Source organism: Acidovorax carolinensis, from assembly GCF_002157145.1.
Lineage (GTDB): Bacteria > Pseudomonadota > Gammaproteobacteria > Burkholderiales > Burkholderiaceae_C > Acidovorax > Acidovorax carolinensis.
Genome location: NZ_CP021361.1, coordinates 3,422,699 through 3,434,768, shown reverse-complemented (window position 1 = coordinate 3,434,768; position 12,070 = coordinate 3,422,699). Strand labels below are relative to the sequence as shown.

Here is a 12,070-nt window from a genome sequence, read left to right as displayed (position 1 = left end):
CCTGCCGTCGGGGTCTCTGCCCTTGGCGGCGTTTTTTGTTCTGCACCATGCCATCCAACGATTCATCGCCCGCCAGCGCGCTGGCAGAGTTACGCAACGTTACCTTCGGGTACGGTGAGCGCGTGATCCTGCGCGACCTGTCGCTGAAGATCCCGCGCGGCAAGGTCACGGCGCTCATGGGCGCCTCGGGTGGGGGCAAAACCACGGTGCTGCGCCTTATTGGCGGTCAATACCGGGCGCAGCAGGGCGAAGTCCTGTTCGACCACAAGGATGTGGGGCGCATGGATGCGGCGGGCCTGTATGCGGCGCGCCGGCGCATGGGCATGCTGTTCCAGTTTGGCGCCCTGTTCACCGATCTGAATGTGTTTGAAAACGTGGCGTTTCCGCTGCGCGAGCACACCGATCTGTCGGATGCGCTGGTGCGTGACATCGTGCTCATGAAGCTCCATGCCGTGGGTCTGCGCGGTGCGCGCGACCTCATGCCCAGCCAGATTTCGGGCGGCATGGCGCGGCGCGTGGCCCTGGCGCGGGCCATTGTGCTGGACCCTGAGCTCGTCATGTACGACGAACCATTTGCCGGGCTCGATCCCATTTCGCTGGGAACGGCCGCGCAACTGATCCGCCAGCTCAATGACGCCATGGGGCTCACCACCATCCTGGTGTCGCACGACCTGGAAGCCACCTTCGCGCTGGCCGACCATGTGATCATCCTGGGCCCCGGCGTGGTGGCGGCGCAGGGCACCCCCGACGAAGTGCGCGCCAGCACCGATCCGCTGGTGCACCAGTTTGTCAATGCGCTGCCCACAGGGCCGGTACCCTTCCATTACCCCGGGCCCACGGTGGCCAGTGATTTCGGTCCGCTGGACGGGAGGTCTGCATGAGCTGGTGGCGTCCTTCGGATGTAGGCCTGGCCGTGCGCAGCCAGCTGGCCGATGCGGGGCAGGCTGCCCGCCTGTTCTGGCGCTTGATCCGGCTGTTCCCGGCGGCCGTGCAGCGCCCCGGGCTGGTGCGCGACCAGGTGCATTTCCTGGGCAATTATTCGCTGGCCATCATTGCCGTCTCGGGCCTGTTTGTGGGCTTCGTGATGGCGCTGCAGGGCTACTACACGCTGCAGGATTTTGGCTCCACCGAGGCGCTCGGTCAGCTGGTGGCGCTGAGCCTGTTGCGCGAGCTGGGGCCGGTCATCACCGCCTTGCTGTTTGCGGGGCGCGCGGGCACCTCGCTCACGGCCGAAATTGGTCTGATGCGCGCCGGCGAGCAGCTGAGCGCCATGGAGATGATGGCCGTGGACCCCGTGCGCCGCATTCTCGTGCCCCGTTTCTGGGCCGGTGTCATTGCCATGCCGGTGCTGTCGCTGGTGTTCAACGCGGTAGGTGTCATTGGCGGCTGGGTGGTGGCCGTGCCCATGATTGGCCTGGATGGCGGGGCCTTCTGGAGCCAGATGCAGGGCGGCGTGGATATTTTCAGTGACCTGGGCAACAGCGTCATCAAGAGCCTGGTGTTTGGTTTCACCGTGACCTTCGTGGCGCTGCTGCAGGGCTACACAGCCAAGCCGACGCCGGAAGGGGTTTCGCGCGCCACTACGCGCACCGTGGTGATGGCCTCGCTGGCAGTGCTGGCGCTGGACTTCGTCCTCACGGCCATGATGTTCAGTATCTGACGCGGGCACAGCCGGCGTGACAAGGAAAGCACGATGCAACAATCCAAAAACGATCTCTGGGTAGGCCTGTTTGTCATGCTCGGAGCCGCTGCGCTGGTGTTTCTGGCGCTGCAGTCGGCCAACCTGCTGCACCTGAACTTCCAGACCGGCTACCGGGTGACCGCGCGTTTTGACAACATTGGCGGGCTCAAGCCCAAGGCGGCAGTGCGCAGCGCGGGGGTGGTGGTCGGGCGTGTCGCGTCGATCACCTTTGACGACAAGACCTTTCAGGCGCGCGTGACGCTGGAACTGGAAAAGCAGTACGCTTTTCCCAAGGACAGCTCCCTGAAGATCCTGACCAGTGGTCTGCTGGGCGAGCAATACATCGGCATTGAGCCCGGCGCCGACGAAAACAATCTGGTGGCAGGTGACACCCTCACTGCCACCCAGTCCGCCGTGGTGCTGGAAAACCTGATCGGGCAGTTTCTTTACAGCAAGGCGGAAGAGGGCGGCAAGCCATCGGACGCAGGTAGAAAAAAATGATGACATGGATGACTGCGGGTTTTGCCCGCCCTGATGGACAGTCTGGGGTCTCTCGCGCGGGGCTGCGCTGGTGCGCACTGGTGTTGGGTGCCTTGCTGCTGGCCGGCTGTGCCAGCGGACCGGGCGCCAATTCCAACGATCCGCTGGAGCCCTACAACCGCAGCATGACCCGGTTCAACGACGGCGTGGATGAGGCAGTGCTCAAGCCTGTGGCGACGGCCTACAAGGACGTTGTGCCGTCGACCGTGCGCACCGGCGTGAACAACTTTTTCGGCAACCTGGGCGATGTCTGGTCGTTTGTGAATAGCGTCCTGCAGTTGCGCCCCGAAGAGGCGCTCTCCAGCCTGGTGCGCTTCAACGTCAATACGGTATTTGGCCTGGGCGGGCTGCTCGACATTGCCTCGGAGATGGGGGTGGACCGCAACCGGCAGGATTTCGGGCTCACGCTGGGGCGCTGGGGCGTGCCCACGGGGCCTTATCTGGTGCTGCCCCTGCTGGGGCCGTCCACGGTGCGCGACACGGCGGCATTGCCCGTGGACATGCAGGGAAACCTGGTGGGCCAGTTTGATTCGACTGCTGTGCGCAATTCGCTTTATGGCTTGCGGGCGGTGGACACCCGGGCCAGCCTGCTGGGGGCCGGGGCTGTGCTGGAAGGCGCCGCCTTGGACAAATACAGTTTCACGCGGGACGTGTACCTGCAGGTGCGCGCACAGCGCGCAGGGCGCCCCGGTGCCGCGGATGCCAACGGTGGCGACGACAACGGCGGTGTGCTGCCGCAAGAATCCGACTATTGAGGGGCGCCGGTCGCTGTTGCATGTGCTTGCAACTGCTTGCGCAAGCGCAACACACCGATGCATGGCGTACATCCCGCTCAACCACAATGATTTGACAGGCGACGCAGTCGCCCGATGGAAAGAACTGACATGACGATGAACCGACGCACTTTGGGCCGCCTGGCCGCAACACTGGCCGTGGCCTGCTCCGTGGCGGTGCCATGGGCCGCCTTGGCTGCCGACGAGGCGCCCGACGCGCTGATCAAGCGCCTGTCCACGGAAGTGATCGGCACTGTTCGGGGCGACAAGGCCATCCAGGCGGGCGATCTCAACAAGGTGATCGCCCTGGTGGACAAGGTGGTCATGCCCAACGTGAATTTCCGGCGCATGACGGCGGCTGCTGTGGGCCCGGGCTGGCGCCAGGCCAGCCCCGAGCAGCAAAAGCGCCTGCAGGAAGAGTTCAAGGTTCTGCTGGTTCGCACCTATGCGGGCGCTCTCGCCCAGGTGAGCGACCAGACCATCACCATCAAGCCCATGCGTGCTGCGGCCGACGACAAGGATGTGCTGGTGCGCACCGAGATCACGGGCCGTGGTGACCCGATCCAGCTCGACTACCGGCTCGAAAAAACCCCCGGTCAAGGCGTCGGCTGGAAGATCTACAACCTGAACGTGATGGGTGTGTGGCTGGTCGAAACCTACCGCAGCCAGTTTGCCACCGAGATCAATGCGCGCGGCGTGGATGGCCTGATTGAAGCGCTGGTATCCCGCAACAAGACGAATGCCGCCAAGGGCTGACAGCGAGATCCCGCGCATGCTGGTACTACCTTCCGAACTCACCCACGAACAGGCCAGCGCCTGCCTGCGCATGCTGGTGCAGGGGCTGAAGGTCCTCAAGGGACCCGAGGTGGTGGTGGATGCCAGCGCGCTGACCGTGTTCGACAGCTCCGCGCTGGCGGTGCTGCTCGAATGCCGACGCGAGGTGCTGTCGGACCGCAAAGCGTTTGTGGTGAAGGGCCTGCCCGCAGCGCTGGTCGGCATGGCCGGTCTGTATGGCGTGGATGGCTTGCTGCAGGTGGCCGACTGAACGGGTGCGCCGGTCGGCCGGGCCCGCTTTGACACCATCGGGCGCCGGGTGTCGTTGCCGCCGTGGTGCGGTATGCAGGCCAAGGCCTTAAAATCAAAGGCTTCATGCCCGCAGTCTCCTTCCAAGCCATCTCCAAGACCTTTGCTACCGCCAAAGGCCCCTTCCAAGCACTGAACCAGGTCAGTCTGGACATCGAGGAGGGCGAGTTCTTCGGGCTCCTGGGTCCCAACGGTGCCGGCAAAACCACCCTCATCAGCATCCTGGCCGGCCTGGCGCGCGCTACGCAAGGGCGGGTACTGGTGCAGGGCAGCGATGTGCAGCTCAACTACGCCGAGGCCCGGCGCAAGCTGGGCGTGGTGCCGCAAGAGCTGGTGTTTGATCCGTTCTTCAACGTGCACGAGGCGCTGCGCTTTCAGTCGGGCTACTTCGGCGTAAAGAACAACGACGCCTGGATCGACGAGCTGCTGGAGAACTTGGGCTTGGCCGACAAGGCGAACGCCAACATGCGCCAGCTGTCCGGCGGCATGAAGCGCCGCGTGCTGGTGGCGCAGGCGCTGGTGCACAAGCCGCCCATCATCGTGCTCGACGAGCCCACGGCCGGTGTGGACGTGGAGCTGCGCCAGACGCTGTGGCATTTCATCGCCCGCCTGAACAAGGAGGGCCACACCGTGCTGCTCACCACCCATTACCTCGAAGAAGCCGAGGCCCTGTGTGGCCGCATCGCCATGCTCAAGGCGGGGCAGGTGGTTGCGCTGAACGCTACCTCCGAGCTGCTCAAGGCGGCCTCGGGCAGCGTGCTGCAGTTCAAGACCGACACGTTGCTGCCGCCCGCACTGGCCCATCTGGCGCGGGTGACGGGCCGCATCGTGCAGTTGCCTGCCAACGATGCGGCAGAAATCGAAAACCACCTGGCCACCCTGCGCGTGGCGGGCGTGGAGGTGCAGGACATGGAGATCCGCCGGCCGGACCTGGAAGACGTGTTTTTGCAGGTCATGTCGGGCACTTCGGCGTCCAACATTCCTCTGTCGGAGGTGGCACTGTGACCGGCTGGCAAACCCTGTTCTACAAGGAAGTGCTGCGCTTTTGGAAAGTGAGCTTCCAGACCGTGGCCGCGCCGGTGCTTACCGCCGTGCTCTACCTGCTGATCTTCGGCCATGTGCTCGAAGACCATGTGCGGGTGTATGACCGCATCAGCTACACCGCCTTCTTGGTGCCAGGCCTTGTGATGATGAGCGTGCTGCAGAACGCCTTTGCCAACAGCTCATCGAGCCTGGTGCAGAGCAAGATCATGGGCAGCCTGGTGTTTTTGCTGCTCACGCCGCTGTCGCATTGGGCATGGTTCGTAGCCTATGTGGGCTCGTCCGTGGTGCGCGGTCTGGTGGTGGGGCTGGGGGTGTTCATCGTTACGCTGGCGTTTGCGCGGCCTGAGTTTGCCGCGCCGCTGTGGATTGTGGTGTTTGCCTTGCTGGGCGCGGCGCTGCTGGCCACGCTGGGGCTGATTGCCGGTCTGTGGGCTGACAAGTTCGACCAGATGGCCGCGTTCCAGAACTTTGTCATCGTGCCCATGACCTTTCTCTCGGGCGTTTTCTATTCGATCCAGTCGCTGCCGCCGTTCTGGCAGACCGTGAGCCACCTGAACCCGTTTTTCTACATGATCGACGGCTTTCGCTATGGCTTCTTCGGCCAGAGCGACACATCTCCCTGGCTCAGCCTGGGTATCGTGGGCCTTGCCTGGCTGGCCGTGAGCGCGCTGGCGGTGCACCTGCTGCGCACGGGCTACAAAATCAGAAACTGAAATGACTGCAGACCAACTCAAAGACATCATCAGCGCCGGCCTGGCCTGCGAACACATCACGCTCGAAGGCGATGGCCGCCACTGGTATGCCACCATCGTCTCGGCCGAGTTCGAGGGCCAGCGCACCTTGCAACGTCAGCGCAGCGTGTACGCCACCCTGGGCAACCGAATGCAGACCGACGAAGTGCATGCGCTGTCGATGAAGACCTTCACCCCCGCAGAATGGGCGGCGCAGGCGCACTGACGCGCCAGCCCGATAGCTCATTTATTGATAGCTTATGGCGCTCGTTGAATAAGCGCTAGAGGCCATTTTCATTCATATTTCTGGTTTTTCGAGATGGACAAACTCCTGATCCGCGGTGGACGCCCCCTGAATGGCGAGGTGCTGGTTTCCGGCGCCAAGAACGCCGCCTTGCCGGAGTTGTGCGCCGCCCTGCTCACGGCCGAGCCCGTGACGCTGCTCAATGTGCCCCAGTTGCAGGATGTGAGCACCATGCTCAAGCTCATCCGCAACATGGGCGTGGTGGCCGAGCGTTCAGACGACGGCACCGTGCGCATTGACGCCGGTGCGCTCAATACGCCCGAGGCCCCCTACGAACTGGTCAAGACCATGCGCGCCTCGGTGCTGGCGCTGGGCCCGCTGCTGGCCCGCTTTGGCGAGGCCACGGTGTCGCTGCCCGGTGGCTGCGCCATTGGCTCGCGCCCGGTGGACCAGCACATCAAGGGCATGGCCGCCATGGGCGCCGAGATCGTGGTCGAACACGGTTACATGATCGCCAAGCTGCCCGCAGGGCGCACGCGCCTGAAGGGCGCCCGCATCACCACCGACATGGTGACCGTGACGGGCACCGAGAACTTCCTCATGGCCGCCGCGCTGGCCGAGGGCGAGACGGTGCTCGAAAACGCCGCGCAAGAGCCCGAGATTTCCGACCTGGCCGAGATGCTGATCGCCATGGGCGCAAGGATTGAAGGCCACGGCACCAGCCGCATCCGCATTCAGGGCGTGGACAAGCTGCACGGCTGCACGCACCGCGTGGTGGCCGACCGCATCGAGGCCGGCACCTTTTTGTGCGCCGTGGCGGCCACGGGCGGCGATGTGCTGCTGCGCCATGGCCGCGCCGACCACCTGGACGCGGTCATCGAAAAACTGCGCGAAGCCGGTGCCACCGTGCAGGTCGTGGACGGCGGCATTCGCGTGCAAAGCGCGGGCGGCGCCACGCTCAAGGCCCAGGGCTTTCGCACCACCGAATACCCCGGTTTCCCCACCGACATGCAGGCGCAGTTCATGGCGCTCAACTGCATCGCCCAGGGCACGGCCACGGTAACCGAGACGATTTTTGAAAACCGCTTCATGCACGTCAACGAGATGCTGCGCCTGGGCGCCAAGATCCAGGTCGATGGCAAGGTGGCAGTGATCGAAGGGGTGCCGCGCCTGTCGGGCGCCACCGTGATGGCCACCGATCTGCGCGCCTCGGCCAGCCTGGTCATTGCGGGCCTGGTGGCCGATGGCGAGACGGCGGTGGACCGCCTCTACCATCTCGACCGTGGCTACGACTGCATGGAAGCCAAGCTGCGCGGCATCGGCGCTGACATCGAACGGGTAAAAGCATGAGCAGCAGCAACATGATCACCCTGGCGCTTTCCAAGGGACGCATCTTTGACGAAACCCTGCCGCTGCTGGCTGCGGCCGGCATCGAGGTGCTGGAAGACCCCGAGAAGTCGCGCAAGCTCATCCTGCCCACCAACCAGCCCAATGTGCGCGTGGTGCTGGTGCGCGCCACCGACGTGCCCACCTATGTCGAATATGGCGGCGCCGACATCGGCGTGACGGGCAAGGACACCCTCATCGAGCATGGCGGCCAGGGCCTGTACCAGCCGCTCGATCTGCAAATCGCCAAGTGCCGCGTGAGCGTGGCCGTGCGCAACGATTTCGACTATGCCCAGGCCGTCAAGAAGGGCTCGCGCCTGAAGGTGGCCACCAAATACACCAGCATCGCCCGCGACTTCTTTGCGACCAAGGGCGTGCATGTGGACATGGTCAAGCTCTACGGCAGCATGGAGCTGGCGCCGCTGACCGGTCTGGCCGATGCCATCGTCGATCTGGTGTCCACCGGCAACACGCTGAAGGCCAACCACCTCGTCGAGGTGGAGCGCATCATGGACATCAGCTCGCATCTGGTGGTCAACCAGGCGGCGCTCAAGCTCAAGCAGGCGCCGCTGCGCCGCATCATCGATGCGTTTGCCTCTGCCATTCCCCCCGAAAACAACTGAAAACCCCACCGAATCACACTATGACTTTGGTAGCTGCTCCCGTCCGTCTGTCAACCGCTGCGGCCACTTTTGAGGCTGATTTTGCAGCCCGCCTGCATTGGTCTGCCGACACCGACGCGGCCATCGAGCAGCGCGTGGCCGACATCCTGGCCGACGTGCGCCAGCGCGGCGATGCGGCGGTGCTGGAAGCCACCCAGCGCTTTGACGGCCTCACTGCGCTGGGCATGGAGACGCTGGAGCTGACGCAGGCCGAGTTGAAAGCCGCGTTCGACGCCATTCCCGCCGTGCAGCGCGAGGCATTGCAGGCCGCCGCCGCCCGCGTGCGCCGCTACCACGAGGCGCAGAAAAAGGCTTCGGGCGAGAGCTGGAGCTACCGCGACGATGACGGCACCCTGCTGGGCCAAAAGGTCACGCCGCTCGACCGCGTGGGCATCTATGTGCCCGGCGGCAAGGCCGCCTACCCGAGCAGCGTGCTCATGAACGCCATCCCCGCCCATGTGGCGGGTGTGGGCGAGATCATCATGGTGGTGCCCACACCGCAAGGCGCCAAAAATCTCCTGGTGCTGGCCGCCGCCTACGTGGCGGGCGTCACGCGCGCCTTCACCATCGGCGGCGCGCAGGCCGTGGCCGCGCTGGCCTACGGCACGGCCACGATTCCGAAGGTGGACAAGATCACCGGCCCCGGCAACGCCTATGTGGCCAGCGCGAAAAAGCGCGTGTTCGGCACCGTGGGCATCGACATGATCGCGGGCCCCAGCGAAATCCTGGTGCTGGCAGACGGTAGCACGCCACCCGACTGGGTGGCCATGGACCTGTTCAGTCAGGCCGAACACGACGAGCTGGCGCAAAGCATTCTGCTGTGCCCCGATGCCGCCTATATCGATGCCGTGCAAGAGGCCATCGACCGCCTGCTGCCCACCATGCCGCGCGCCGAGATCATTGCCAAAAGCCTCACGGGCCGTGGCGCACTGATCCTCACGAAAGACATGGAAGAGGCCTGCGCCATCAGCAACCGCATCGCGCCCGAGCACCTGGAAGTGAGCAGCAACGACCCGCACCGCTGGGAACCACTGCTGCGCCACGCAGGCGCCATTTTTCTGGGTGCCTACACGTCCGAGAGCCTGGGCGACTACTGCGCAGGCCCCAACCATGTGCTGCCCACCAGCGGCACGGCGCGGTTCAGTTCGCCACTGGGCGTGTATGACTTTCAAAAGCGCAGCAGCCTGATCGAGGTGAGCGAAGCCGGTGCGCAGACGCTGGGCCAGATCGCCAGCGTGCTGGCCCATGGCGAAGGCCTGCAAGCCCACGCGCGGGCGGCGGAGATGCGGCTCAAGCCGTCGCCAAAGCAAGCGCAAGGCTGACGAGGCCTTTATGCACGATGTCCGGATGGATGCCGTGCCCATGACCAGCCCCTTTCTTGTGGCCCCCAACGCACTGGACACTGCCGAATGAACTCCCCCGCCGCTCCATCCACCCCTTTGAAGGCCCTGGCCCGCATCCGTCCTGATGTGCGCGCCATGCATTCCTATGTGGTGCAGCCCGCCACCGGCATGCTCAAGATGGACGCGATGGAAAATCCGTTTCGCCTGCCCGCCCATCTGCAGGCCGCGCTGGGACAGCGCCTGGGCGCGCTGGCGCTAAACCGCTATCCGGGCGAGCGTGTGGGCGAACTGCAGGCCGCGCTGGCGCGCCACGCTGGCATGCCCGAGGGCTGCGCCATCGTGCTGGGCAATGGCTCGGACGAGCTCATCAGCCTCGTCTCGCTGGCCTGCGCGCTGCCGGCCGAGGCCTGCGGTGGCAAGCGACCGGTGGCGCTGGCGCCCGTGCCGGGTTTCGTGATGTATGCCATGAGCGCACAGCTGCAGGGCCTGGACTTTGTGGGCGTGCCGCTCACGGCCGATTTCGCGCTCGATGAGCCGGCCATGCTGGCCGCCATTGCGCAGCATCAGCCCGCCATCACCTACATCGCCTACCCCAACAACCCCACGGCCACGCTGTGGGACGAGGGTGCGGTGCAGCGCATCATCGACGCCGCCGGTGCCCAGGGCGGCATCGTGGTGGTGGACGAGGCCTACCAGCCCTTTGCCAGCCGCACCTTTCTCGACCGCATGCGTGCCGAGCCCGCGCGCAATGCCCATGTGCTGCTGATGCGCACGCTCAGCAAGTTCGGTCTGGCCGGTGTGCGCCTGGGTTACCTGATCGGCACGGCCGCGCTGGTGGCCGAGATCGACAAGGTGCGCCCGCCCTACAACGTGAGCGTGCTCAATGGCGAAGCCGCGCTGTTCGCGCTGGAACATGCTGATGTGTTTGCCGCGCAGGCGGCCGAATTGCGCGCCCAGCGCACGGTGCTGGTGAACGCGCTGCGCCAGATGCCCGGCATTGAAAAATGCTGGGACAGCGAGGCCAACATGGTGCTGGTGCGCGTGGCCGATTCCGCACGGGCGTATGAGGGCATGAAGGCGCGCAAGGTGCTGGTCAAGAACGTTTCTACAATGCACCCATTGCTGGCCAACTGCCTGCGCCTCACGGTGGGCACGGCCGAAGACAACGCACAGATGCTCGCTGCACTCCAGGCTTCCTTATGACTTCCTCCGCACTCGTCACCTCTACCGCCCCTGATTCCCTGGCCGACCGCATTGCCGAGGTCAGCCGCAACACCGCGGAAACCCGCATCAGCGTGCGCGTCAACCTCGACGGCACCGGCCAGGCCAAGCTGCACACGGGAATCGGTTTTTTTGACCACATGCTCGACCAGATCGCCCGCCATGGGCTGATCGACCTGGAGATCGACTGCGCTGGCGACCTGCACATCGACGGCCACCACACGGTGGAAGACGTGGGCATCACCCTGGGCCAGGCGTTTGCGCGGGCGGTGGGCGACAAGAAGGGCATCCGCCGCTATGGCCACGCCTATGTGCCGCTCGACGAAGCGCTTTCGCGCGTGGTGGTGGATTTTTCGGGTCGCCCGGGGCTGCACATCGACGTAAAGTTCACGGCGGGCAGCATCGGCCAGCTTGATACGCAGCTGGTGTACGAGTTCTTCCAGGGCTTTGTGAACCACGCGGGCGTCACGCTGCACATCGACAACCTCAAGGGCATCAACGCACACCACCAGTGCGAAACGATCTTCAAGGCGTTCGGGCGCACGCTGCGCGCGGCGCTGGAGCGCGATCCCCGCTCGGCGGGTGTCATCCCCTCCACCAAGGGTTCTTTGTGAGTTTTTTAGGTCAAATCGGGCTCTAGCCCTTAATGGATAAGCGCTGGCAGCTATGAATATAGAAGCAAAAACCGTTGCGGTGGTCGATTACGGCATGGGCAACCTGCGCTCGGTGTCGCAGGCTGTGCAGGCCGCCGCCCACGACACGGGCTGGACCGTGGTGGTCACTTCTCGTCCGGAAGACGTGCGCGCTGCGCAGCGCATTGTGCTGCCGGGCCAGGGCGCCATGCCCGACTGCATGCGCGAATTGCGCGAGTCGGGCCTGCAGGAGTCGGTGCTCGAAGCCGCCGCCACCAAACCGTTGTTTGGCGTATGCGTAGGCATGCAGATGCTGCTGGACCACAGCGCCGAGGGCCCTGCCGAGGGTGTGCCGGGTCTGGGCCTCATCCCGGGCGATGTGCTCAAGTTCGACCTGGCGGGCAAAACCCAGCCCGACGGCAGCCGTTTCAAGGTGCCCCAGATGGGCTGGAACCAGGTGCGCCAGGTGCCGCACGCCCACCATGCAGGTGGTGCCGTGCACCCGGTTTGGGCGGGCGTGCCCGACAACAGCTACTTTTATTTCGTGCACAGTTTTTATGCCGTGCCGCAAGATGCGGCCCACTGTGCAGGGCAAGCTGACTACGGCGGCTGGTTCGCAGCCGCCATTGCGCGCGATAATATTTTTGCCACGCAGTTTCACCCCGAAAAAAGCGCGGAGCACGGATTGGCCCTGTACCGCAATTTTCTGCACTGGAATCCCTGATATTTT

15 protein-coding genes are annotated in these 12,070 nt (G+C 64.7%); all 15 read left to right on the top strand.

The features are described from left to right. Nucleotides 1–47 precede the first annotated feature (47 nt). Nucleotides 48–881, top strand: a complete 834-nt coding sequence (locus CBP34_RS16150) for an ABC transporter ATP-binding protein (RefSeq protein WP_094098622.1) — start codon at nucleotides 48–50, stop codon at nucleotides 879–881. Continuing rightward, nucleotides 878–1,660, top strand: a complete 783-nt coding sequence (gene mlaE, locus CBP34_RS16145; RefSeq protein ID WP_094098621.1) for a lipid asymmetry maintenance ABC transporter permease subunit MlaE — start codon at nucleotides 878–880, stop codon at nucleotides 1,658–1,660. Before CBP34_RS16150 ends, mlaE begins: the two co-directional genes overlap by 4 nt. A 33-nt stretch (nucleotides 1,661–1,693) precedes the next feature. Then, nucleotides 1,694–2,182: an outer membrane lipid asymmetry maintenance protein MlaD gene (gene mlaD / locus CBP34_RS16140; protein ID WP_086913291.1), complete on the top strand. Its 489-nt coding sequence runs from the start codon at nucleotides 1,694–1,696 to the stop codon at nucleotides 2,180–2,182. Between the two features lie 8 nt (nucleotides 2,183–2,190). Beyond that, a complete protein-coding gene (locus CBP34_RS16135; protein WP_094099222.1) occupies nucleotides 2,191–2,976 on the top strand; it encodes an MlaA family lipoprotein in 786 nt (261 codons plus the stop codon). Between the two features lie 129 nt (nucleotides 2,977–3,105). After that, a complete protein-coding gene (locus tag CBP34_RS16130) occupies nucleotides 3,106–3,750 on the top strand; it encodes an MlaC/ttg2D family ABC transporter substrate-binding protein (RefSeq protein WP_094099220.1) in 645 nt (214 codons plus the stop codon). Nucleotides 3,751–3,766: 16 nt separating this feature from the next. After that, the gene (locus CBP34_RS16125; RefSeq protein WP_094099221.1) at nucleotides 3,767–4,039 is read left to right on the top strand and encodes an STAS domain-containing protein; all 273 of its coding nucleotides are present in this window, start codon (nucleotides 3,767–3,769) and stop codon (nucleotides 4,037–4,039) included. Nucleotides 4,040–4,143: 104 nt separating this feature from the next. Continuing rightward, the gene (locus tag CBP34_RS16120) at nucleotides 4,144–5,082 is read left to right on the top strand and encodes an ABC transporter ATP-binding protein (protein WP_094099219.1); all 939 of its coding nucleotides are present in this window, start codon (nucleotides 4,144–4,146) and stop codon (nucleotides 5,080–5,082) included. Next, on the top strand, nucleotides 5,079–5,834 hold the full coding sequence (locus tag CBP34_RS16115; protein WP_086913289.1) for an ABC transporter permease: 756 nt from the start codon (nucleotides 5,079–5,081) through the stop codon (nucleotides 5,832–5,834). The genes CBP34_RS16120 and CBP34_RS16115 overlap by 4 nt, the downstream gene beginning before the upstream one ends. 1 nt (nucleotide 5,835) lies before the next feature. Next, nucleotides 5,836–6,078 carry a BolA family protein gene (locus CBP34_RS16110; protein WP_094098620.1) on the top strand — a complete coding sequence of 81 codons (243 nt, stop codon included), beginning with the start codon at nucleotides 5,836–5,838 and terminating at the stop codon, nucleotides 6,076–6,078. Between the two features lie 93 nt (nucleotides 6,079–6,171). Further along, nucleotides 6,172–7,446, top strand: a complete 1,275-nt coding sequence (murA, locus tag CBP34_RS16105; RefSeq protein ID WP_094098619.1) for a UDP-N-acetylglucosamine 1-carboxyvinyltransferase — start codon at nucleotides 6,172–6,174, stop codon at nucleotides 7,444–7,446. Between the two features lie 11 nt (nucleotides 7,447–7,457). Then, nucleotides 7,458–8,105 carry an ATP phosphoribosyltransferase gene (hisG, locus tag CBP34_RS16100; protein WP_094099218.1) on the top strand — a complete coding sequence of 216 codons (648 nt, stop codon included), beginning with the start codon at nucleotides 7,458–7,460 and terminating at the stop codon, nucleotides 8,103–8,105. Nucleotides 8,106–8,125: 20 nt separating this feature from the next. Then, nucleotides 8,126–9,466 carry a histidinol dehydrogenase gene (gene hisD / locus CBP34_RS16095; protein ID WP_094098618.1) on the top strand — a complete coding sequence of 447 codons (1,341 nt, stop codon included), beginning with the start codon at nucleotides 8,126–8,128 and terminating at the stop codon, nucleotides 9,464–9,466. A gap of 87 nt (nucleotides 9,467–9,553) precedes the next feature. Further along, complete coding sequence (locus CBP34_RS16090; RefSeq protein ID WP_094098617.1) at nucleotides 9,554–10,690, top strand: pyridoxal phosphate-dependent aminotransferase; 1,137 nt, start codon at nucleotides 9,554–9,556, stop codon at nucleotides 10,688–10,690. Next, a complete protein-coding gene (gene hisB / locus CBP34_RS16085) occupies nucleotides 10,687–11,322 on the top strand; it encodes an imidazoleglycerol-phosphate dehydratase HisB (RefSeq protein ID WP_094098616.1) in 636 nt (211 codons plus the stop codon). Before CBP34_RS16090 ends, hisB begins: the two co-directional genes overlap by 4 nt. 52 nt (nucleotides 11,323–11,374) lie before the next feature. After that, nucleotides 11,375–12,064 carry an imidazole glycerol phosphate synthase subunit HisH gene (gene hisH, locus CBP34_RS16080; RefSeq protein ID WP_094098615.1) on the top strand — a complete coding sequence of 230 codons (690 nt, stop codon included), beginning with the start codon at nucleotides 11,375–11,377 and terminating at the stop codon, nucleotides 12,062–12,064. The last annotated feature ends 6 nt before the right edge of the window (nucleotides 12,065–12,070 follow it).

What these genes read in the sequence shown, in the direction of transcription:
- CBP34_RS16110 (WP_094098620.1), top strand. Translation starts at nt 5,836, where the DNA reads ATGACTGCAGACCAACTCAAAGACATCATCAGCGCCGGCCTGGCCTGC.
- hisG (WP_094099218.1), top strand. Translation starts at nt 7,458, where the DNA reads ATGATCACCCTGGCGCTTTCCAAGGGACGCATCTTTGACGAAACCCTG.
- mlaD (WP_086913291.1), top strand. Translation starts at nt 1,694, where the DNA reads ATGCAACAATCCAAAAACGATCTCTGGGTAGGCCTGTTTGTCATGCTC.
- hisH (WP_094098615.1), top strand. Translation starts at nt 11,375, where the DNA reads ATGAATATAGAAGCAAAAACCGTTGCGGTGGTCGATTACGGCATGGGC.
- mlaE (WP_094098621.1), top strand. Translation starts at nt 878, where the DNA reads ATGAGCTGGTGGCGTCCTTCGGATGTAGGCCTGGCCGTGCGCAGCCAG.
- CBP34_RS16090 (WP_094098617.1), top strand. Translation starts at nt 9,554, where the DNA reads ATGAACTCCCCCGCCGCTCCATCCACCCCTTTGAAGGCCCTGGCCCGC.
- hisD (WP_094098618.1), top strand. Translation starts at nt 8,126, where the DNA reads ATGACTTTGGTAGCTGCTCCCGTCCGTCTGTCAACCGCTGCGGCCACT.
- CBP34_RS16125 (WP_094099221.1), top strand. Translation starts at nt 3,767, where the DNA reads ATGCTGGTACTACCTTCCGAACTCACCCACGAACAGGCCAGCGCCTGC.
- murA (WP_094098619.1), top strand. Translation starts at nt 6,172, where the DNA reads ATGGACAAACTCCTGATCCGCGGTGGACGCCCCCTGAATGGCGAGGTG.
- CBP34_RS16130 (WP_094099220.1), top strand. Translation starts at nt 3,106, where the DNA reads ATGACGATGAACCGACGCACTTTGGGCCGCCTGGCCGCAACACTGGCC.
- CBP34_RS16135 (WP_094099222.1), top strand. Translation starts at nt 2,191, where the DNA reads ATGACTGCGGGTTTTGCCCGCCCTGATGGACAGTCTGGGGTCTCTCGC.
- CBP34_RS16120 (WP_094099219.1), top strand. Translation starts at nt 4,144, where the DNA reads ATGCCCGCAGTCTCCTTCCAAGCCATCTCCAAGACCTTTGCTACCGCC.
- CBP34_RS16150 (WP_094098622.1), top strand. Translation starts at nt 48, where the DNA reads ATGCCATCCAACGATTCATCGCCCGCCAGCGCGCTGGCAGAGTTACGC.
- hisB (WP_094098616.1), top strand. Translation starts at nt 10,687, where the DNA reads ATGACTTCCTCCGCACTCGTCACCTCTACCGCCCCTGATTCCCTGGCC.